General features: G+C 68.6%; 19 protein-coding genes, 1 other RNA gene and 1 pseudogene. 19 read left to right on the top strand and 2 right to left on the bottom strand.

Translation table 11 applies throughout. The annotated features are described in order from the left end of the window. Nucleotides 1-6 precede the first annotated feature (6 nt). From nrdR to thiL, 8 genes are all read left to right on the top strand, one after another. A complete protein-coding gene (nrdR, locus tag GST15_RS11030) occupies nt 7-558 on the top strand; it encodes a transcriptional regulator NrdR (RefSeq protein ID WP_159017336.1) in 552 nt (183 codons plus the stop codon). After that, nucleotides 555-1,682 carry a bifunctional diaminohydroxyphosphoribosylaminopyrimidine deaminase/5-amino-6-(5-phosphoribosylamino)uracil reductase RibD gene (gene ribD / locus GST15_RS11025; RefSeq protein ID WP_159017335.1) on the top strand — a complete coding sequence of 376 codons (1,128 nt, stop codon included), beginning with the start codon at nt 555-557 and terminating at the stop codon, nt 1,680-1,682. The genes nrdR and ribD overlap by 4 nt, the downstream gene beginning before the upstream one ends. Next, entirely contained in the window at nt 1,679-2,434 is a 756-nt protein-coding gene (locus GST15_RS11020; RefSeq protein ID WP_159017334.1) for a class I SAM-dependent methyltransferase, read from the top strand. Before ribD ends, GST15_RS11020 begins: the two co-directional genes overlap by 4 nt. After that, the gene (locus GST15_RS11015) at nt 2,434-3,036 is read left to right on the top strand and encodes a riboflavin synthase (RefSeq protein ID WP_159017333.1); all 603 of its coding nucleotides are present in this window, start codon (nt 2,434-2,436) and stop codon (nt 3,034-3,036) included. The genes GST15_RS11020 and GST15_RS11015 overlap by 1 nt, the downstream gene beginning before the upstream one ends. Further along, nucleotides 3,033-4,139, top strand: a complete 1,107-nt coding sequence (gene ribB, locus GST15_RS11010) for a 3,4-dihydroxy-2-butanone-4-phosphate synthase (RefSeq protein WP_159017332.1) — start codon at nt 3,033-3,035, stop codon at nt 4,137-4,139. Before GST15_RS11015 ends, ribB begins: the two co-directional genes overlap by 4 nt. Before the next feature lie 55 nt (nt 4,140-4,194). After that, on the top strand, nt 4,195-4,662 hold the full coding sequence (gene ribH / locus GST15_RS11005) for a 6,7-dimethyl-8-ribityllumazine synthase (RefSeq protein ID WP_159017331.1): 468 nt from the start codon (nt 4,195-4,197) through the stop codon (nt 4,660-4,662). Then, a complete protein-coding gene (nusB, locus tag GST15_RS11000) occupies nt 4,659-5,123 on the top strand; it encodes a transcription antitermination factor NusB (RefSeq protein ID WP_159017330.1) in 465 nt (154 codons plus the stop codon). The genes ribH and nusB overlap by 4 nt, the downstream gene beginning before the upstream one ends. Before the next feature lie 108 nt (nt 5,124-5,231). Further along, nucleotides 5,232-6,206: a thiamine-phosphate kinase gene (gene thiL / locus GST15_RS10995; RefSeq protein WP_159017533.1), complete on the top strand. Its 975-nt coding sequence runs from the start codon at nt 5,232-5,234 to the stop codon at nt 6,204-6,206. 30 nt (nt 6,207-6,236) lie between these two features. Here the strand turns inward: thiL and GST15_RS10990 are convergent, their stop codons facing one another. Further along, complete coding sequence (locus tag GST15_RS10990) at nt 6,237-6,632, bottom strand: YraN family protein (protein ID WP_267902561.1); 396 nt, start codon at nt 6,630-6,632, stop codon at nt 6,237-6,239. A gap of 6 nt (nt 6,633-6,638) precedes the next feature. Beyond that, nucleotides 6,639-7,883 (bottom strand): annotated as a pseudogene (locus GST15_RS10985) (penicillin-binding protein activator); the annotation flags it as partial. A 213-nt stretch (nt 7,884-8,096) separates the two neighbouring features. On the opposite strand from GST15_RS10985, the gene rsmI reads away from it, so the two are divergent. From rsmI to ftsW, 11 genes are all read left to right on the top strand, one after another. Then, nucleotides 8,097-8,960, top strand: coding sequence for a 16S rRNA (cytidine(1402)-2'-O)-methyltransferase (gene rsmI / locus GST15_RS10980; RefSeq protein WP_159017328.1), 864 nt, complete (start codon nt 8,097-8,099; stop codon nt 8,958-8,960). Continuing rightward, on the top strand, nt 8,950-10,491 hold the full coding sequence (locus tag GST15_RS10975) for a class I SAM-dependent methyltransferase (RefSeq protein WP_159017327.1): 1,542 nt from the start codon (nt 8,950-8,952) through the stop codon (nt 10,489-10,491). Before rsmI ends, GST15_RS10975 begins: the two co-directional genes overlap by 11 nt. 41 nt (nt 10,492-10,532) lie before the next feature. Next, nucleotides 10,533-10,893, top strand: an RNA gene (gene rnpB, locus GST15_RS10970) — RNase P RNA component class A. A 445-nt stretch (nt 10,894-11,338) separates the two neighbouring features. Next, nucleotides 11,339-11,785: a division/cell wall cluster transcriptional repressor MraZ gene (mraZ, locus tag GST15_RS10965; protein WP_159017326.1), complete on the top strand. Its 447-nt coding sequence runs from the start codon at nt 11,339-11,341 to the stop codon at nt 11,783-11,785. Beyond that, nucleotides 11,782-12,744 carry a 16S rRNA (cytosine(1402)-N(4))-methyltransferase RsmH gene (rsmH, locus tag GST15_RS10960; RefSeq protein WP_159017325.1) on the top strand — a complete coding sequence of 321 codons (963 nt, stop codon included), beginning with the start codon at nt 11,782-11,784 and terminating at the stop codon, nt 12,742-12,744. The genes mraZ and rsmH overlap by 4 nt, the downstream gene beginning before the upstream one ends. After that, entirely contained in the window at nt 12,741-13,007 is a 267-nt protein-coding gene (gene ftsL / locus GST15_RS10955; protein ID WP_159017324.1) for a cell division protein FtsL, read from the top strand. The genes rsmH and ftsL overlap by 4 nt, the downstream gene beginning before the upstream one ends. Further along, nucleotides 13,004-14,824 carry a peptidoglycan D,D-transpeptidase FtsI family protein gene (locus tag GST15_RS10950; protein WP_159017323.1) on the top strand — a complete coding sequence of 607 codons (1,821 nt, stop codon included), beginning with the start codon at nt 13,004-13,006 and terminating at the stop codon, nt 14,822-14,824. Before ftsL ends, GST15_RS10950 begins: the two co-directional genes overlap by 4 nt. Then, on the top strand, nt 14,821-16,317 hold the full coding sequence (locus GST15_RS10945) for a UDP-N-acetylmuramoyl-L-alanyl-D-glutamate--2,6-diaminopimelate ligase (protein ID WP_159017322.1): 1,497 nt from the start codon (nt 14,821-14,823) through the stop codon (nt 16,315-16,317). Before GST15_RS10950 ends, GST15_RS10945 begins: the two co-directional genes overlap by 4 nt. Continuing rightward, nucleotides 16,314-17,693, top strand: coding sequence for a UDP-N-acetylmuramoyl-tripeptide--D-alanyl-D-alanine ligase (locus GST15_RS10940; RefSeq protein WP_159017321.1), 1,380 nt, complete (start codon nt 16,314-16,316; stop codon nt 17,691-17,693). The genes GST15_RS10945 and GST15_RS10940 overlap by 4 nt, the downstream gene beginning before the upstream one ends. Next, nucleotides 17,683-18,768 carry a phospho-N-acetylmuramoyl-pentapeptide-transferase gene (mraY, locus tag GST15_RS10935; RefSeq protein WP_159017320.1) on the top strand — a complete coding sequence of 362 codons (1,086 nt, stop codon included), beginning with the start codon at nt 17,683-17,685 and terminating at the stop codon, nt 18,766-18,768. The genes GST15_RS10940 and mraY overlap by 11 nt, the downstream gene beginning before the upstream one ends. Continuing rightward, entirely contained in the window at nt 18,768-20,114 is a 1,347-nt protein-coding gene (ftsW, locus tag GST15_RS10930; protein ID WP_233263162.1) for a putative lipid II flippase FtsW, read from the top strand. The genes mraY and ftsW overlap by 1 nt, the downstream gene beginning before the upstream one ends. Nucleotides 20,115-20,132 lie beyond the last annotated feature (18 nt).

The following is a 20,132-nucleotide window of genomic DNA, read 5'->3' as shown; positions in this document are numbered from 1 at the left end:
GCCACGTTGCATTGCCCCTTCTGCCAGCATGTCGACACCCGCGTGATCGATTCGCGCGTGTCCGACGATGGCGTGACCATCCGTCGCCGCCGCGAATGCGAGGCCTGCGGGGAGCGCTTCTCGACGCTGGAAACGATCGAGCTGAAGTTGCCGGTGATCATCAAGGGTGACGGCCGCCGCGAGCAGTTCGATGCGCGCAAGTTGCGCGTGAGCTTCGATCGCGCGCTGCAGAAGCGCCCGGTGTCCGAGGAGCAGATCGAAGCCGCCGTGCGCGCCGTGGTCCACCAGTTGCGGATGACCACCGAGCGCGAAATCGCCTCGCTGCGCGTGGGCGAATTCGTGATGGCCGAGTTGCGTCGACTGGACCACGTCGGCTATGTGCGCTTCGCGTCGGTCTATCGTTCGTTCGAGGACGTCGCTGATTTCCGCGACGAGCTCGACCGGCTGGAGCGTGAACTGCCCGACGAGGGCCAGTTGTCGCTGCTGCAGGACCGGAAGCATCCCGAGCCGTTGCCGGCGCGGACCTCCCAGCGTGCGACGGGGAGCAAGGATAAATGACGACCGACGCCTTTGCCTTCAGCGCCAGCGACCACGCAATGATGGCGCGCGCATTGCGGTTGGCTGAGCGCGGCGCGTTCACCACCAAGCCCAACCCGATGGTCGGCTGCGTGCTGGCCAGGGATGGCGTCGTGGTGGGCGAGGGTTGGCATCGCAGCGCTGGTGGGCCGCATGCCGAAGTCTTCGCGCTGGAGGCAGCCGGCGAGAAGGCGCGCGGCGCCACTGCCTACGTCACCCTGGAGCCGTGCTCGCACATCGGCCGCACCGGCCCCTGCGCCGATGCATTGATCGCGGCGGGCGTGGTCCGCGTCGTGGCGGCGATGCGCGACCCGAATCCGCTGATCCACGGGGCCGGGTTCGATCGCCTGCTGGCGGCCGGCATCACGGTCGAGATCGGATTGATGGAGGCGTTGGCGCGACAGCTCAACCGCGCGTTCCTGTCGCGGATCGAACGTGGGCGCCCGTGGCTGCGGATCAAGCTGGCCGTCAGCCTGGACGGGCGCAGCGCGCTGAAGTCCGGCGATTCCAAATGGATCAGCGGCGAACCATCGCGCCAGGACGTGCAGCGCTGGCGCGCGCGCAGCGGCGCGATCCTGACCGGCGCCGGGACCGTGCTCATCGACGACCCGTTGCTCACCGTGCGGCTGCCAGCCGATGCGCCCGAGTACGAGCGCGACTTCGTGCCGCCGGTACGGGTCGTGCTGGACCCAGGCCTGGCCACGGTGGCGCGCGGTCGCGTCCGTGAAGGCAATGCGCCCACGCTGTACATCCATGCGCCTGACGCGCGCATGCCGCGCGGGATCGACGCCGCGCACGCGCCGGTTCCGGTGCAGGCCGGGCGATTCGACCTGCACGCCGTGCTGTCGCTGCTGGCGGCCCGCGACATCAACGAGGTCCAGGTCGAGACGGGGGCCACGCTGGCCGGGGCGTTCCTGGCTGCCGGACTGGTCGACGAGTTGTTGCTCTATGTCGCGCCCGTGGTGCTCGGCGAACATGCACGGCCGATGTTCGAGGGCCTGCCGATCGACACGATGGCCGAGCGGCTGAGCATGTCCATCGTCGAGACACGCCGCATTGGCGAGGACGTGCGCCTGCTGCTGCAGCCGCGGTCGACATTGGCATGAACCTGCCGTTCGCCGATCACTTTTCCGACGTCGCATCGGCATACGCGGATGCGCGGCCCGAGTATCCCGATGCCTTGTTCGCATGGATCGCGGCGACGGCGCCGTCGCGCACTGCCGCGTGGGAGGCGGGCTGCGGCAGCGGGCAGGCCAGCCGCGGCCTGGCGGCGTACTTCGAGCGCGTATTCGCAACCGATCCCGCCGCGGCACAGATCGCGCACGCGACGGGTCCGACCAACGTGACGTTCGCCATCGAGGGCGGCGAGGACTGCAGTCTCGGCGATGCCAGCGTCGATGCCGTGTGCGTGGCGCAGGCGCTGCATTGGTTCGATCGCGATGCGTTCTTCGCACAATGCGCCCGCGTGCTCAAGCCGGGTGGACTGCTGGTCGCCTGGGGTTACCAGGACATCGAGTTGACCCCGGCCCTGGCAGCGGTCAACGACTCGCTGCAGCACGACATTGCCGCTTACTGGCCGCCCGAGCGCGCGCTGATCGATGCCGCATACGCTGGTTTCGCGTGGCCATTCGCCGCCGTTCCCGTCCCCGACTTCCAGCTCGAGGCGCAATGGCCACTACCGCGCCTGCTCGGTTATTTCTCCAGCTATTCGGCCAGCAAGCGCTATCGCGATGCGACCGGGCGGGATCCGGTCGCGCAACATGCCGACCGGTTCGCATCGGCATTGGGCAACGATCCGGACGCGATCGTGTCCGTGCGCTGGCCGTTGTTCGTCCACGCGCGGCGCAAGGATTCCTGATGTTCACTGGCCTGGTGCAGGGCGTGGGCCGCTTGGCCGCCCGCGACATGCGTGGCGGCGACGCGCGCCTGCGGGTGGACGTCGGCACGTTGCCCTTCGAGCGGGTCGAACCGGGTGAGAGCATCTCGGTCAACGGCGTGTGCCTCACCGTGGTCGCGTTCGACGCGCACGCGTTCGAGGCGGACGCCTCCAACGAGACGCTGGCGTTGACGACGCTGGGCAGCCTGCGGCCCGGTGCGCTGCTCAACCTCGAGCGTGCGCTGCGCGCGGACGAGCGCCTGGGCGGACACCTGGTCAGCGGCCATGTCGATGGCGTCGGACACGTCCGGCGCATCGTCGTCGACGCCCGCGCGCAACGCTGGACGTTCGCCGCGCCGTCGCCTTTGCTGCGTTACATCGCGCAGAAGGGTTCGATCTGCGTGGACGGCGTCAGCCTCACCGTCAACGCGGTCGATGCCGGCGGGTTCGACGTGGCGCTGATCCCGCATACGCTCGCGCACACCGCGTTCGCCGGCACCGGCGAAGGCGATGGCGTGAACCTGGAAGTGGACCTGGTCGCGCGCTATGTCGAGCGACTGCTGACGACACGAGACACCGCATGAGCTTCGCGACGATTCCCGAACTGCTGGACGAATTGCGCGCCGGGCGCATGGTCGTGATCGTCGACGACGAGGATCGCGAGAACGAAGGCGACCTGATCATGGCCGCCGAGATGGTGCGCCCGCAGGACATCAACTTCATGGTCACGCATGCGCGCGGGCTGGTGTGCCTGTCGCTGACGCGCGAGCGCTGCCGGCAGCTCGGCCTGCCACCGATGGTGCGCGACAACACCTCGTCGCACGGCACCAACTTCACCGTGTCGATCGAGGCCGCCGAAGGCGTCACCACCGGCATCTCCGCCTATGACCGCGCGCATACGATCCGCACGGCCGTGCGGCCCGATGCCAGTGCGCGCGACCTGTCCCAGCCCGGGCACATCTTTCCCTTGCAGGCGCAGCCTGGCGGCGTACTCAATCGCGCGGGGCACACCGAGGCCGCCAGCGACCTGGCGTTGCTGGCGGGCCTGGAGCCGGCGGGCGTGCTGGTCGAAATCCTCAATCCCGATGGCTCGATGGCGCGCCGCCCGGAGCTCGAAGTCTTCGCCCGCGAGCAGGGCTTGAAGATCGGATCGATCGAAGACCTGATCCGCCACCGGCTGGCCACCGAACACACCATCGAGCGGGTCGACGCACGCGCGATCGACACCGAGCATGGTCCGTTCATGCTGCACACCTATCGCGACCGCCTGAGCCACGCGCTGCATTTCGCGCTGCTGCGTGGCGACGCCGATGCCGCGACGCCGACACTGGTCCGCGTGCACATGCAGAATCCGCTCGCCGACGCCCTGCATTGGCGCCGCGCGGATTTCGGCCCGGCGGTCGGCGACGTCCTGGCGCGGATCGCGGCGGAAGGCCGTGGCGCGCTGGTGCTGCTGGGGGAGTCGCAGGGCGCCGATGCACTACTGGCCCGGATCCGCGAACAGCCCGAAGAGCCGCGCCGCGGTGGTGCTTTCGCCGAATGGCGGCGCAATGGTGCCGGCGCGCAGATCCTGGCCGACCTGGGCCTGGGCAAGCTGCGGGTGCTGGGCACGCCGCGACGACAGGTCGGCCTGGCCGGCTACGGGCTGGAAGTCGTCGAGTACCTCGAGCCGTCGTCGCTGCCATGACCGCCACCGGAGCGGGCAGGCGCTAAACTGGCGTTCCCTGCCGATCGACCCGACCATGCCGCATTACGAAGGCGACCTGCGTGCCGCCGAAGGCGCCCGCTTCGCCATTGTCGCCAGCCGCTGGAATCCCCGCATCACCGATGCGCTGGTGGCCGGCGCGCGCAAGGCCTTCGTCGACAACGGCGTCGCCGACGCGTCGATCGACGTGATCCGCGTACCGGGCGCCTGGGACATTCCCGTGGCGGCTGCCCGCGTCGCCGCCGCCAGCGCGCATGTGGCGGTGGTCGCGCTGGGCTGCGTCATCCGTGGCCAGACCCGGCATTACGAACACGTGGCTGACGGTTGCGCCGATGGCCTGATGCGCGTGTCTCTGGATTACGGCCTGCCGGTCTGCAATGGCGTGCTGGCCGTCGAGGCGCACGATGACGCGCAACAGCGCGCCGGCGGCAAGCATGGCAACAAGGGCGAGGAAGTCGCGCTGGTGGCGATCGAGATGGCGCATCTGCTGGAGCAGCTGCCATGAAGCACGCCCCGCGTCGCGATGGCATCGATCCGGTCCGGCGCTCGCGCGCGCGCCGGCGTGGCCTGCAGGCGATCTACGCCTGGCAGGTGTCCGGTGGCGACGCCAACAGCCTGATCGCCCAGTTCGCGCACGAACAGGCGCACGAAGTCGCCGACCTGGAATATTTCGAGGACCTGGTGCGCGGCGTGTTGCGCCACCATCGCGAGCTGGACGCGGCGCTGTCGGGCTTTCTCGACCGCACCGTCGAGGAAGTCGACCAGATCGAGCGCGCCGCCCTGCGGATTGCCGCCTATGAGTTGCTGCATCGCCCGGACGTGCCGTATCGCGTCGTCATCAATGAGGCGATCGACACCACCAAGCGCTTCGGGTCGGAGCACGGGCACACCTACGTCAATGGCGTGCTCGACCAGGCGGCCGCGACATGGCGCGCGGTTGAGTTCCAATCGTCGAAGAAATCCTGAAAGGATTGGCAACCAGGGTCCATTGCGCGCGGCGGCGCGCTGGAGAGTCTCGTGACTGAAGATTTCCACGGCGCGGCGTGCGGTGGAGTTCAGCTCCGCGCGACCACGGTGAGCGCGCGCGGTGAATTCGACCTGATCGCGCGCATCGCATCGCGCGCACGCCATGTCGACGTCGTCCGCGATGGCGTGGTCCTGGGCATCGGCGACGACGCCGCGCTGCTGCGCATGCCGCCAGGCAAGTTGCTGGTCGTTGCAACCGATACGCTCAACGATGGCGTGCATTTCCCGCCCGGGACCGCGGCCGCGGACATCGGCTGGAAGGCCTTGGCGGTCAACCTGTCCGACCTCGCGGCGATGGGCGCACAGCCGGCGTGGTGCACGCTGTCGCTGTCCCTGCACGATGCCGATCCGGCGTGGGTGGACGGCTTCCTCGATGGATTCCTGGCGCTCGCGGCGCTGCATGGCGTCGCGCTGGTCGGCGGGGACACCACCCGCGGACCCTTGTCGGTCTGCGTCACGGTGCATGGCGTCGTCGACCCGGCGCAGGTGTTGCGCCGGGACGGCGCGCGCGCCGGTGATGATGTCTGGGTCACCGGCACGCTCGGCGATGCCAGTGCCGCGCTGGCGCAATGGCGCGCGGGCGGTGCCGCCGAGCCCGCGCTGCGCGAGCGCCTCGACCACCCGGAACCCCGCGTCCAGGCCGGCCTCGCGCTCGCGCCGATCGCGCATGCCTGCATCGACGTCTCCGATGGTCTGCTGGCGGACCTGGGGCATATCTGCGACGCGAGTGGCGTCGCGGCGCGCGTCGACATCGATGGACTGCCGGCATCACCGACGCTGCGGTCGATGTTCACCGCCGAAACCCGGCGCGTGCTGCAGGCCTCTGGCGGCGACGACTACGAACTGTGCTTCACCGCCGCGCCATCGCAGCGCGACGCCATCGCCGCGATCGCGGCACGGCTCGGCATCGCGATGACCCGCATCGGCGCGGTGGTCGACGGCAGCGGCGTCGCGGCCGTCGATGCGGCCGGACAGGCGTGGCAGTCGCCGCAAACCGGCTTCGATCACTTCAACCGCGGATGACGTCCAGGCGCGCGAGCGCGTGCTTCGTAGTCAGGCCGGATCGTCGGCGCGGAAGGCGTCACGCAGCCAGGTGATGTTCGGCGCCGATGCGTCGCCATCGGCGACCACCACGTCGAACCGGCACGCGCTGAGCGCGAACTGTCGATGCGATGCCAGGAACAACTGTGCGGCGTGCACGAGCTTGCGCCGCTTGCGTGCGTCGATCGACATCAGCCCGCCGCCGAATGCGGCGGCGCTGCGGTAGCGGACTTCGATGAAGACCAGGCAGCTGCCAGCGCGTCCATCGCGATCGAGCATCACCAAGTCGATTTCACCGCCGCGATAGCTGGCGTTGCTGGCGACATCCGTCAGCCCCGCCGCCAGCAGGTGGCGTCGCGCGGCTGCCTCGACCATGGCCCCGCGCGAGCGCCGATCCACGCTCGCGATGGTCAATTACGGATTGCCGCCAAGTGGCACGACCGTGCCACCGCTGAAGGTGGACCAGGCCGGCGTGCGCATCACGTTGCCGAAGCCATCCAGCCGCAGCGTGCCGGTGGCGCCCTGGACGTTGCCGTCGGCGCGCGTTGCCAGGCGCTCCATATAGGCCGTGAGCAACCACGCGTCATGGCCGAAGGCGAACAACCTGGCGCCACCCCCCCGCGTACTGGGCAGCATCTTTGCCGCCATTTCCGGGGAGGGCAGGCCGGCGACGCTTTGTACGCCCCAGGATTCGGAGGGGAATGCGATGCCATCCAGTCCGGCGCCTTCGGCCGATACCGACGACGTGGTCATGACACGCGGCCTGGATGCCAGGCCGGCCGCGGCCAGTTGTGGCGCGATCGCACGCGCCTGGGCGGGGTTGAGCGCCAGGAACACGCCATCGACGCCACCGGGCTTCTGCATCGCCGCCTGTAGCGCGGTGCCCATGTCGCCGGGTTTGTCGGCGACGACGAGCGTGTCGGTGATGACGCCGCCGCGACCTTTCAGCTGGTCGCGAAACGCCGAGACGACGCGTTGCAGTCCGCCATCGTTCAGCACCAGCACGCGCCTGGCGTTGCGCGACAGCAGGAACTCCGCTGCCGCGATGCCGTCATCTTCCGGCGCCAGCGAGAAACTGCTGCTCCCTGCCGGTGGCGCGACGTTGCCGCGATTGAGCGCGAGCACCGGCACCGTCAGGCGCTCGTGCAGCAGGGCGCTGACCTCGTCACGGCCCAATGGACCGACGACAGCGTCCGCGCCCTCGGTCACGGCGCGCCCGTAGGCGGCAATGGCACCGGCGGGCGTGCCGGTGGTGTCGTAGAACAGGATGTCGGGGCGACGTCGGTGTTCGCCGTAATAAGCGGCCAGCAGGCCGTCACGCACGGGCACCGCGGCCTTGGACAGATCGCCCGTCAGCGGCAGCAGCACCGCGAGCTTGACCGGCGGACGATATCCGTCGCTGTCCGCGGGCGGACGATTGCCGGCATCGAAGTGCAGGTCTTCGCGATCGAATGGGCGCGGCAGGGCCAGGCCCCGATTGAGCAGTGCCCGGCCGACGAAGTTGTACAGCGGGTCGCCAACCGGCAGCGCAGCCGCCTGGCGGGCGAGGCCGGCGTTGTCGATGCCGGCGAGCAGGCGATCGATCTGCGCGCGATTGTCCTGCCGGGCCTGGCCGGAAAGCGTGGCGTCGCGATGGGCGAGCTCCTCGGCGCTGGCGAACGCGGCAGCCACCGGTGCGCTGGCGCTGTCCGGCGTGGTTCGCGTGGTGACCGTCCCGCAGCTGGCCAGCAGCGACGTGGCAAGCAACAGCAGGATGCCTCTGGCGAACCGGGAATTGACGCGCTTGCTCATCAGGATTCAGCCGCGACGGCTTTTGCAGGGGACCGGTTAGGATTCTACCTGCCCCGTCCCCGCCAGCAGGATTCACGCAACATGACGACAGCCGGCACGACGTCCGTCGCGGCCCATGCAGCGCCGGGCACGAGGGCGACGCTGTACGTGGTGGCGACGCCCATCGGCAATCTCGGCGATCTGTCCCCGCGCGCGCTGGACGTGCTCAAGTCGGTCGCTGCCATCTGCGCGGAGGACACCCGGCATACGCGGCAGCTGCTGGCGCATTACGGCGTCGAGAAGCCGCTGGTTGCCCTGCATGAGCACAATGAGGACGCATTGGCCGAACGCCTGGTCGCGCGCCTGGTCGCGGGCGAATCGCTGGCCCTGGTCTCCGACGCGGGCACGCCGCTGGTCAGCGATCCCGGTTTCCGGCTGGTGCGGGCCGCCCGCATCGCTGGCATCCGCGTGAGCCCGCTGCCCGGGCCTTGCGCGTTCATCGCGGCGCTGAGTGCCGCAGGCTTGCCATCGGACCGGTTCGTGTTCGAAGGCTTCCTGCCGGCGAAGGCCGGCGCCCGTCGCGAGCGGCTGCGGCAGCTCGCGGCCGAAACCCGCACGCTGGCCTTCTACGAGTCCTCCCACCGCATCGCCGATGCACTGGCCGACATGGTCCTGGCCTTCGGCAGCGATCGGCCCGCAGTGATTGCGCGCGAGCTCACCAAGCTCTTCGAAACGGTGCTTGATGGCGGCCTGGGCGACCTGCACGCGACGATCGTTGCCGACCCCAACCAGCGCAAGGGCGAATTCGTGGTGCTGGTGCAGGGCGCCGCGGAGGATGCCGACGCCCGCATCGTGGAAGGCCGTCGCCTGTATGCGGTGCTCGGCCAGCACCTGCCGCCGTCCACCGCCGCCAAGCTGGCGGCCGAGCTCAGCGGCGCGCCGCGGAAGGCGCTGTATGGCGGTTGACGCAGTCCGATCGGATGGTCGCGCGGGCGGCGGGTCGAAGGTCGCCTGGTCCTGCCTGGTCGACGATACCCCGCAGATCTGGTCGAGCATCACGCCATGGCTGGCAACCGCCGTCGGCCTGGCGGGCATCGATCCTACGCGGATGTACGTGCACCATGTCTGTCCGCTGCGGCCGGAGGTCGCGTCGTTGTGCGCAGCCCTGGGCGTCAACGTCGTCGCGGTGCCGGCGTTCGATGCGCGCAGCCCGCATTCCAACAAGATCCGGCAATGCCAGGGCGACTATGGCGACGCCGATCGCGTGGCGCTGACCGATGTCGACATCGTGTTCGCGCGGGACGTTCCGCTGGCGACGATCACCGCGCCGGTTGCGGGCAAGCTGGTCGATGGTCCGAATCCACCTGTCGCCGTCCTTGAGCGCATCTTCGCCGAAGCTGGCATGGCCGTGCCTGCACGATTTGCATGCGGCTCCTGGAACGCGCAGTCGCAACGCATCGCGTTCGAAACCGTTGGCGGGAATTTCAATGGCGGCCTGTACGTCGTCGATGCGCCGCTCCTCGCCGCGCTCGGGGCGCGCTGGGCGCATTGGGCGCACTGGTTGCTGGATCGCGTCGAATTGCTGGACAAATGGCGCGTGCACGTCGACCAGGTGTCCTTCTGCCTGGCGTTGGCCGAAGCGGGGAAGGCGTTCCAGATACTCTCCGACGCGTGGAATTTCCCGACGCATCGTCCGGTGGACACCAGTGCCGATGAGCCGATCCTGCTGCACCACCATGGACGGCTCGATGCCCACATGCGCCTCCAGCAAGTCGACGCGCCGCAGGCCAGGCCCGCGATCGCACGGGTCAACCGCACGATCGAGCAATTCCAGCGCCGGTATTTCGACAACCGCGGTTTCTGGAACCACCGCTATGCGCACCACCCGGCGCTGGGCAGCGGCCAGGGGTCGCGCGGCGAGATCCTGGAACGCAAGCGCGCATTGTTGGCCGCACTGATTCCGCGGGAGTTGTCCGTCCTCGATTGGGGCTGCGGAGACCTGGAAACAACGCGCGACCTGCCATGCCGCGACTACGTCGGCGTGGATCTGTCGATCGAAGCCTTGCGGATCGCCGCGGCCAAGCAGCCTTCATGGACATTCGCCACTCCGGCGGACTTCGATGCGGGGGTCGACCATCGTCGCGACGTGGTGCTGTGCCTCGACGTCCTCATCCACCAGCCGGACCCCGCCGCCTATCGCGCGCTGGTCGGGCGATTGCTCGGGCGGGCCCGCCGCGGAGCGCTGGTCTCGGGCTTTGACCGGGATCCCGGCATCGGTTCGCACATCACCTATTTCCACGAACCCCTGTCACGCACCATCGCGGCGATGCCCGGGGTCGCGGCGATGGTGCCGCTGCTCGAGTACCGCGACACCACGTTGTATTTCGTCGCGGTGGGCGATGAGCCCATGACGCCGGCAGATGGAGAAGCGGCCCAGGCCTTCGCCAGGCGCGTCCTGTCCGGGACGCTGCCCGACCAGCAGGAAGGCCCTGCGTAGGGCAAGGCCTGCCGTGCCCACCATGCGACAATGCGCGTGGCGGAGTCGGCCAGGCAGTCGCGTCATCTTCCCTGTTCGCAGGGCGGATGCCGAGGAAAGTCCGGGCTCCACAGGGCACGGTGCCAGGTAACGCCTGGGCGGCGCGAGCCGACGGAAAGTGCAACAGAAAGATACCGCCGATGATCCGCAAGGACACAGGCAAGGGTGAAATGGTGCGGTAAGAGCGCACCGCGAGCCTGGCAACAGGCCGGCACGGCAAACCCCACCGGGAGCAAGGCCAAATAGGGACCCCACGACGCGGCCCGCGTCAGGTCCGGGTAGGCTGCTCGAGCGTATCGGCGACGATGCGCCTAGAGGAATGACTGTCCACGACAGAACCCGGCTTATCGGCCGGCTCCGCCACTTGCTTCGCAAGGGCGGCCCACGATTCAGGTCTTGCTGACGCAAGCCCCGAATCGCGGGTCCCTCTCTGTACACCCACATCCCCGCCGCTGTCGCGGCGCCCCCTTGACTCAAGGGGGCTGTCATCAGGCGCGTCTTCAGTCCGACTGTGGCTGCTTTCTGTTGCGGTGCAGCAGGCGCGGTTGGCTGAACGGAGGAGCGGGTCTGGCCGGACGGGTCCCGAGGCCAAATCTTAAAATTTGAGACGAAACAGCAGCTTGTGGATAAGGCTTGAACAAGTCTCTGAAGTTCGTCGCAAGTCCTTGACCTTCAAGGCGAAATTGCTTCCGAAACCTGTTGACAACCCTGTGGGCGGCTCCTAAGGTGGCGACTCGTGGGGAAACCGGGAAATTAGTGGTTTTCCATGGGTCGCAAGCCCGCAGAGACGGGTCACTCAGGGTAGCCGATGTTCCAGGGCGAGACCGCTATCACCATTGACGACAAGGGCCGGTTGGCGATCCCAACCAGCTACCGGGATCTTGTCGCCCGCGATTGCGGCAATCGCCTGGTGATCACCTACAACCCGTTCGAGGCCGGCAGCCTGTACCTGTACCCGCAGCCGGTCTGGGAGCGGGTCCGCGACCAGGTCAATGCGCTGCCGCGCACCCGCCAGACCAGCCGCATGTTCCAGCTAAAGCTGGTCGGCGCGGCGACCTTCGTGGAGCCCGACGGCAGCGGTCGCATCAGCATTCCCGCCAGCCATCGCAATGCGACCGGCATCGAGAAGAAGGCCGTGCTGCTGGGCATGGGCGACAAGTTCGAGTTATGGAGCGAGCAGGCGCACCACGCGCAGATCCGGCAGACCCTCACGGATGCCGACCTGGGCGATGGGCTGCTCGACCTGCAGTTATGACAGCCGGTGGCGCGGATGCGCGGTCCGCCCACCTTCCGGTTCTGTATGCGCAGGTGATCGAAGGGCTGCGCGTGATCCCGGACGGCGTCTACCTGGATGGCACGTTCGGCCGCGGCGGACACGCGCGTGGCGTGCTGGAGCGTCTGGGCCCGGATGGGCGGTTGCTGCTGATGGACAAGGATCCCGAGGCGATCGCGGTGGCCGAGCGTGACTTCGGCGGCGATGCGCGCGTATCGATCCGGCGGGGCAGCTTTGCCGAGCTCGCGCAGTGGGACGCGACGGACGCGGGCCTGGACGGCGTATTGCTGGATCTTGGCGTGTCCTCGCCGCAGCTGGACGTCGCCGAGCGCGGCTTCAGTTTCGGCAAGGACGGCCCGCTGGACATGCGCATGGACCCGGCCGCTGGCGAGAGCGCCGCGCAGTGGCTCGCGCGCGCCGACGAGCGCGAGATCGCCGATGTGCTGTGGACCTATGGCGAGGAGCGCCTGTCGCGCCGGATCGCACGCACGCTGGTGGCGCGCCGCGCCGAGCAGCCGATCACGCGCACCGCGCAGCTGGCGGACATCATCGCGTCGGCGGTGCCGCGCGGCGCATCGAAGATCCATCCCGCGACGCGCAGCTTCCAGGCGATCCGCATCCACATCAACCGTGAACTGGCGGACCTCGAAGTCGGGCTCGATGCCGCGTATGCGCGCATCAAGGTCGGCGGACGACTGGTGGTGGTCAGCTTCCATTCGCTGGAAGACCGCATCGTCAAGCGCTTCATCGCCGGACACGCCAAGGCGCCGCCCGGCAACCGGCGGATGCCGGTGCCACAGCCGTTCATCCCGACCCTGCGCGAGATCGACGGCGCGCAGCGCGCCGATGAAGCCGAGCTTGCCGCCAACCCGCGCGCGCGCAGCGCCGTGTTGCGGATCGCCGAACGGCTGGCCGGTGACGGCGTCGAGGTGTCGCCGTGAGCGCGCGCCTGCTGCTGGCCGCACTGATCGCCGCCAACGTGCTGTCGGCGATCGGTGTCGTCTTCGCGCGCCACGAACACCGCCAGCTGTTCATTGCGCTGACCAAGCTTGAGAAGGCGCGTGACGAGTTGAACATCGAATTCGGTCGCCTGCAGCTGGAGCAGGCCACCTGGGCCGAGAGCAACCGCATCGACCAGGTCGCCCGCACGCGGCTGGGGATGAAGTTCCCGGAAACCGGCGACATCGTGGTGGTGCGCCAATGAACGGACGGACGCCCTCGAAGGCGCCACGGTCGCGCAAGCGCACGCAGTTCAACCTGCGCGGACGGCTGCTGCTGGTCACCGGCGCGCTGGGCCTGTGTTCGCTGGCGCTGGTCGGACGCGCGGTCGACCTGCAGCTGATCGACAACGCCTTCTACCGCGCGCAGGGCAACGAGCGCTTCCTGCGCGAAATCGCGATCCCGACCTCGCGCGGCATGATCACCGACCGCAATGGCGAGCCGCTGGCGGTGTCGTCGCCGGTCGAGTCGGTCTGGGGCAACCCGCCCGAACTGCTGAAGAACCCGGATCGCCTGCCGGCACTGGCGCAGGCGCTGGGCGTCTCCGTGGATGAGCTGACGCTGAAGCTCGGCCAGCGCAGCGACAAGGAATTCGTCTACCTCAAGCGCCGGATCAACCCCGACCAGGCCCACGCGATCCTGGCGATGAAGATCCCCGGCGTGTTTTCCCAGCGCGAATTCCGCCGCTTCTATCCGCAGGGCGAAGCGCTGGCGCACGTGTTGGGCTTCACCAATATCGACGACCGCGGACAGGAAGGCGTCGAGCTGGCATTCGACGACTGGTTGCGCGGGACGCCGGGCGCCAAGAAGGTCATCCGCGACCGTCGCGGCCGCATCGTCGAGAACGTCGACCTGGTGCGTCCGGCGCAGCCCGGCAAGGACCTGACGCTCAGCATCGACCGGCGCATCCAGTACCTGACCTATCGCGAACTGAAGAATGCGCTGCAGGAAACCGGCGCCAGCAGCGCGTCGGCGGTGGTGCTGGATATCCACACCGGCGAAGTGCTGGCGATGGCCAACCTGCCTTCGTTCAATCCCAATGCCGTCGACGGCGGCATGCGCGATGCCCATCGCAACCGGGCTGTCACCGACGTGGTCGAGCCAGGCTCGACGATGAAGCCGATCACGATCGCGGCTGCGCTGGAGGCCGGCGTGGTGACGCCCAATACGCTGGTGGATACCAATCCCGGCTGGATCCCGAACGGGCATTACCGCACCACCGACACCACCAACCATGGCGTGCTGACGGTCACCGGCGTCATCACCAAGAGCTCCAACGTCGGCGCGGCGAAAGTGGCGATGAAGCTGCAGGGTCCGGCGTTCTACGAATTCATCCGCCGCTTCGGATATGGCAGCGCGCCACACAGCGGATTTCCCGGGGAGTCCGCCGGCGTCCTACCCGCTCCGTCGCGCTGGAGCGGCACCACCAAGCAGACGATTTCGTATGGCTATGGGCTGTCGACCACGCCGCTGCAGATCGCCGAGGCGTATGCAGCCTTCGCCAACGGCGGCCGGCTGATCGCGCCGACCTTCGTCAAGGGCCAGCGCAACGAAGCCAAACAGATGCTCGACCCGCACATCGCGCATGAAGTGATGAAGATGATGCAGACGGTGACCGAGCCTGGTGGCACCGCCACGGCGGCGGCCATCCTGGGTTACCACGTGGCCGGCAAGACCGGCACCGCGCGCAAGGCCAGCGGTGGCAGCTATGCGCGACGCTATATCTCGCTGTTCGCCGGCGTGGTGCCGGTCGACAACCCGCGCTTCTCGATGGTCGTGGTCATCAGCGAACCCGATCCGAGCCGGCACGGCTATTACGGCGGCTCGGTCTCCGGCCCGGTGTTCCACAACGTCATGGAAGGCGCGCTGCGACTGATGGACGTGCCGCCGGACGACATCGACACATGGCTGGCGGCGCAGGCCGCGGACGAGGCCAAGCGCGTCGGCAAGGCGCCCGCCAAGGCGGCCACGACAGCGCCGGCAACGACGCCAGCCACGACCACGCCGGAAGTGGCCGAATGAGCGCCGCCATGCTGCTGTCCGAACTGCTGCCGGATGTCGCCGGCGTGCCCGCCGACCTGGTGATCACCGGGCTGGTGCAGGACAGTCGCGCCGTGCAACCGGGCGACGCCTTCGTCGCGATCGGGCCGGTGGCCAACGACATGTCCGTGCACGGGCTGCGCTTTGCGCAGAGGGCGCAGGCAGCGGGTGCGGCGGCGATCCTGTTCGAGCCACCGGCGCCCGACGGCCTCCCCGCGCCGGCAGGCGCCATCGCCGTGCCACACCTGCAGGCGCGCATCGGCGCGATCGCCGATCGTTTCCATGGCCAGCCCTCGCGCGCAATGACGACCGTCGGTGTCACCGGAACCAATGGCAAGACGTCGACGGTGCAGTTGCTGACGCAGGCCTGGGCCCGGTGCGGCGTGCGCAGCGGCAGCATCGGCACGCTGGGTGCCGGCCTCTACGGTCACACCGTCCCCACCGGATTCACCACGCCGCTGGTCCTGCAGTTGCATGCGCTGCTCGCTTCGCTGCGCGACGACGGCGCACAGGCCGTGGCGATGGAAGTCAGCTCGCATGCACTGGACCAGGGCCGCGTCGATGGCGTGCATTTCGACGTGGCGGTCTTCACCAATCTCACGCGCGATCATCTCGATTACCACGGCGACATGGATGCCTACGGCAATGCCAAGGCGCGCCTGTTCGCGTGGCCGGGATTGCAGTCGGCGGTGGTCAACCTCGACGACGCCTTCGGCCGCGCCCTGTGCGCGAGCCTGCCGGCGAGCACGCATGCCATCGGCCTGAGTTCGCAGGGCGCGCAGGCCGACGTGCGCGCGGAGAACATCTCGCTGGACTCCGATGGCCTGGCCTTCGACCTGGTGATCGGCGATGCGCGGTTCGCGGTGCAGTCCGCGCTGCTGGGCCGCTTCAATGTCGACAACCTGCTTGCGGTCGCCGGAACGCTGCATGCGCTCGGCGAGGCGCCGGCAACGATCGCCCGGACGCTCACGCAATTGCAGCCGGTTGCCGGGCGCATGAACCGGCTCGGCGGGAACCTCGGCCAGCCGCTGGTGGTGATCGACTACGCGCACACGCCCGATGCGCTGGAGCAGGCGCTGACGTCGTTGCGCGCGCATGTCCGCGGTCGCCTCGTCTGCGTGTTCGGTTGTGGTGGCGAGCGCGATCGCGGCAAGCGCCCGCAGATGGCGGCGATCGCCGAACGGCTTGCCGACGTGGTGATCGTGACCGACGACAACCCGCGCTCGGAAAGCGGCGACACGATCGTGGCCGAGATCCTGTCCGGCTTCGAGCGCCCGGCGCAAGTGATCGTCGAGCGCGACCGGGCTGCTGCCATCGCCCGCGCGGTGCAGCACGCCGGTGAAACCGACAGCGTGCTGGTGGCCGGCAAGGGACACGAGCTCTACCAGGAAATCGATGGCGTGCGACACCCGTTCGACGACACGCAGGTGGCCGCCGCGGCGTTGGCGCGCGCGTGGCCGGAGCGACGCGCATGAAGCCGATCCTGCTCAGCCAGGTCGCGCAGTGGACGGGCGGGCGCCTGTTGGGCGAGGACCTGCTCGTCGACACGCTGGCTACCGACACGCGTACGCTGGCCGCCGATGCCGGCCCGGCGAGCCTGTTCGTCGCGCTGAAGGGCGAACGCTTCGACGGACATGCGCATGTGGCCGATGCCGCCGCGGCTGGCGTAAGCGCTGCGCTGGTCGCACGACAGATCGATGTCCGGCTGCCACAAGTCGTCGTCGCCGACACCGAGCGTGCACTGGCGGCATTCGCTGCGGCCGTGCAGGCCTCGCGCGCTGGCAAGGTCGTCGCGATCACCGGCAGCAATGGCAAGACCAGCGTCAAGACCCTGCTGCTCGGGATCCTCCAGCGCACTGGTTCGGCATATGCCAATCCCGGTAACCGCAACAACGAGATCGGGCTTCCGATGGCCGTGATCGACGCGCCGGACGATGCCGACTTCTTCATCTACGAGATGGGCGCCGGCAAGCCGGGCGACATCGCTTACCTCACCGCGATCGCGCGTCCCGACATCGCGCTGGTGAACAACGTGGCGCCGGCGCACCTGGAGCGCATGGGCAGCTTGCTGGGCATTGCCGACACCAAGGGTGCGATCTACGACGCGCTGTCCGCCGGTGGCGTGGCGGTGATCAATGCCGATGACGCCTTCGCGCCTTATTTTGCCGAGCGTGCGCATGGCCGCCGACTGATCCGTTTCGGGCTGGAGGCGACGGCCGACGTCAGCGCGCGCGACCTGGTCGCCGACAGCGACGGAACGCGGTTCAAGCTGGTCACGCCCGATGGCGACATCGACGTCGTGCTGTCCCTGCCCGGGCGTCACAACGTGCTCAATGCGCTGGCCGCCGCCGCCATGGCGCTCGGGGCCGGCGCGTCGCTGCAGGCGATCGGCGACGGCCTGGCGGCAGCGCGTGCCGTCGCGGGTCGGCTGGTCACGCACCACCTGCCCGGTGGCGCGATCCTGATCGACGACAGCTACAACGCGAATCCGGGCTCGCTCAACGCGGCGATCGATACGCTCGCCAGCGCCGGCGGCGAGAGCTGGCTGGTGCTCGGCGACATGCGCGAACTCGGCGACGACGCGCGCGCCCTGCATGCCGAAGCCGGTCGCCGCGCGCGCGCCGCCGGCATCGCGCGCCTGTTCACGCTGGGATCCCTGAGCGCGGCCGCGGCGGAGACCTTCGGCCCCGGCGCAACCCATTTCGACACACATGCGGCGCTCGCCAGCGCGCTTGCGGCCGAACTTCGCAGTGACGTCCGCGTGCTGGTGAAGGGTTCGCGCGGCAGTGCCATGGACAAGGTCGTGCAGGCACTGCTGCCTGCCGCAGGGGATACGACGCATGCTGCTTGAACTCACCCGCTGGTTGGAGCAGTTGCAGTCGCACTTCGGGCTGTTCGCTTACCTCACCTTCCGCGGCATCCTCAGCGCACTCACCGCGCTGGCGCTGTCGCTGTGGTGGGGTCCGGCCGTGATCCGCAAGCTCGCCATGTTCAAGGGCGGGCAGCCGATCCGCACCGACGGTCCGCAGACGCATTTCTCCAAGGCCGGCACGCCCACGATGGGCGGCGCGCTGATCCTGGTGACGGTGCTGGCGTCGGTCCTGCTGTGGGGCGACCTGCGCAACAAATACGTGTGGCTGGTGCTGGTGGTGATGGTCACGTTTGGTGCGATCGGCTGGTACGACGACTGGCTGAAGATCGTCAAGCGCGATCCCAACGGGATGAAGTCGCGCTGGAAATACCTGCTGCAGTCGCTGCTGGGACTGGGCGCCGGATTGTTCCTGTACTACACCGCCGACGTCCCGGCCGCGACCACGTTCTACATCCCGTTCTTCAAGGCCGTCGCGCTGCCGCTGGTGAGCGTGAGCTTCGTCGCCATCGTCTATTTGTGGATCGTCGGCTTCTCCAACGCGGTCAACCTCACCGACGGCCTCGACGGCCTGGCGATCATGCCGACGGTGCTGGTCGCCTGCGCGCTTGGCGTGTTCGCGTACGCGTCGGGCAACGCGGTGTTCTCGGCTTACCTGCAGATTCCGCAGGTGCCCGGCGCGGGCGAGCTGGTGATCATCTGCGCGGCGATCGCCGGTGCCGGACTCGGCTTCCTGTGGTTCAACACCTATCCGGCAATGGTGTTCATGGGCGACATCGGCGCGCTGGCGCTTGGCGCGGTGCTCGGCACCATCGCCGTCATCGTCCGCCAGGAGTTGGTCCTGGTCATCATGGGTGGCGTGTTCGTCATCGAGACGCTGTCGGTGATGATCCAGGTCGGCTCGTTCAAGCTCACCGGCAAGCGCGTGTTCCGGATGGCGCCGATCCACCATCATTTCGAATTGAAGGGATGGCCCGAGCCACGGGTGATCGTGCGCTTCTGGATCATCTCGGTGGTGCTGGTGCTCGTCGGCCTTGCCACGTTGAAGGTGCGCTGATGAACGCGCCCTTTGTCGGCACCACCCAGCAGGCCACCCGCCTGGATGCGTTGCGCGGCCGTTTCGACCCGTGGCTGCTCGGCGTGTCGATCGCGCTCGCCTGCTTCGGCCTGGTGATGGTGGCTTCCAGCTCCATCTCCATCGGCGAGGGATTGGGTGTCGGCCCGTTCTACTTCCTGACGCGCCACATCCTGTTCCTCGCAATCGGCGTCGGCCTGGCGCTGTGGCTGATGCGCACCGAACTCAAGTCGATCGAGCAGCAGGGCCAGTGGTTGCTGCTGGCGTGCTTCGTCCTGTTGCTGCTGGTGTTCGTGCCCGGCATCGGTCGCACGGTCAACGGTGCACGGCGCTGGGTGAACCTGGGCGTCGCCAACTTCCAGGTGGTCGAAGCGGTCAAGCTGCTCTACATCATCTGGCTGGCCAGCTACCTCAAGCGTTTCAGCGAAGAGGTGACCGCCACGTGGCGCGCGATGCTCAAGCCGCTCGGCGTCGCCGTGCTGCTGGTCGCCCTGCTGATCGCGCAGCCGGACTTCGGCTCGCTGTCGCTGATCCTGGCCATCACCGCCGGCATGCTCGTGCTCGGCGGCGTCAACATGCCGCGCATGTTCGGGCCGGTGCTGGTCGGGCTGCCCGTGCTGGCCGCCATCGCGATCGCCGAGCCCTACCGCGTGCGCCGCTTCACCTCGTTCATGGATCCCTGGGCCGATCCCTTCAACAGCGGCTACCAGCTGACCAATGCGCTGATGGCCGTCGGCCGCGGCGAATGGTTCGGTGTGGGCCTCGGTGCGTCCGTGCAGAAGCTGGCCTACCTGCCCGAGGCGCACACCGACTTCATCCTGGCGGTGATCGCCGAGGAGCTCGGCTTCGTCGGCGTGTGCCTGGTGATCGGCATGTACGCACTGTTGGCTGGCCGTGCGTTCTGGGTCGGGCTGCGCTGCGTCGAGATGCGGCGCCACTTCGCCGGCTATTGCGCATTCGGCATCGCCTTGTGGATGAGCCTGCAGAGTTTCGTCTCGATCGGCGTCAACCTCGGGCTGCTGCCGACCAAGGGACTGACCCTGCCCTTGATCTCGTCGGGCGGGTCCAGCGTGCTGATGACCTGTGCCGCGATGGGACTGTTGTTGCGGGTGTCCTATGAACTGGATCGCGCCGAGCGCCAGGTCGCCAGGTTGCGTGGTGAAGCGCCGGCGCCTGCTGCATCGACGGCGCCTCCGGCTGCCGCTCCGGTCGCGCAGCCCGTGAATCCTCCGCGCAACGCATCGCGGCCGCGCGCGCGCGCCGAGCCGGTGCTGGCGCAGGTCAGCGCGGCCATCGTGCCGTCTCTCGCCCTGAGGAAAGGCCGGTGAGCGCGAGCGACATCCACG

Source organism: Cognatiluteimonas profundi, from assembly GCF_009792795.1.
GTDB lineage: Bacteria > Pseudomonadota > Gammaproteobacteria > Xanthomonadales > Xanthomonadaceae > Cognatiluteimonas > Cognatiluteimonas profundi.
Note: the sequence above shows the minus strand (reverse complement) of the source record. Positions and strands in the feature narration are given on the sequence as shown.

Excerpts from the sequence above, each read along its gene's own strand:
- ribD (WP_159017335.1), top strand. The coding sequence starts at position 555 with ATGACGACCGACGCCTTTGCCTTCAGCGCCAGCGACCACGCAATGATG.
- GST15_RS11020 (WP_159017334.1), top strand. The coding sequence starts at position 1,679 with ATGAACCTGCCGTTCGCCGATCACTTTTCCGACGTCGCATCGGCATAC.
- GST15_RS11015 (WP_159017333.1), top strand. The coding sequence starts at position 2,434 with ATGTTCACTGGCCTGGTGCAGGGCGTGGGCCGCTTGGCCGCCCGCGAC.
- ribB (WP_159017332.1), top strand. The coding sequence starts at position 3,033 with ATGAGCTTCGCGACGATTCCCGAACTGCTGGACGAATTGCGCGCCGGG.
- ribH (WP_159017331.1), top strand. The coding sequence starts at position 4,195 with ATGCCGCATTACGAAGGCGACCTGCGTGCCGCCGAAGGCGCCCGCTTC.
- nusB (WP_159017330.1), top strand. The coding sequence starts at position 4,659 with ATGAAGCACGCCCCGCGTCGCGATGGCATCGATCCGGTCCGGCGCTCG.
- rsmI (WP_159017328.1), top strand. The coding sequence starts at position 8,097 with ATGACGACAGCCGGCACGACGTCCGTCGCGGCCCATGCAGCGCCGGGC.
- GST15_RS10975 (WP_159017327.1), top strand. The coding sequence starts at position 8,950 with ATGGCGGTTGACGCAGTCCGATCGGATGGTCGCGCGGGCGGCGGGTCG.
- mraZ (WP_159017326.1), top strand. The coding sequence starts at position 11,339 with ATGTTCCAGGGCGAGACCGCTATCACCATTGACGACAAGGGCCGGTTG.
- rsmH (WP_159017325.1), top strand. The coding sequence starts at position 11,782 with ATGACAGCCGGTGGCGCGGATGCGCGGTCCGCCCACCTTCCGGTTCTG.
- GST15_RS10950 (WP_159017323.1), top strand. The coding sequence starts at position 13,004 with ATGAACGGACGGACGCCCTCGAAGGCGCCACGGTCGCGCAAGCGCACG.
- GST15_RS10945 (WP_159017322.1), top strand. The coding sequence starts at position 14,821 with ATGAGCGCCGCCATGCTGCTGTCCGAACTGCTGCCGGATGTCGCCGGC.
- GST15_RS10940 (WP_159017321.1), top strand. The coding sequence starts at position 16,314 with ATGAAGCCGATCCTGCTCAGCCAGGTCGCGCAGTGGACGGGCGGGCGC.
- mraY (WP_159017320.1), top strand. The coding sequence starts at position 17,683 with ATGCTGCTTGAACTCACCCGCTGGTTGGAGCAGTTGCAGTCGCACTTC.
- ftsW (WP_233263162.1), top strand. The coding sequence starts at position 18,768 with ATGAACGCGCCCTTTGTCGGCACCACCCAGCAGGCCACCCGCCTGGAT.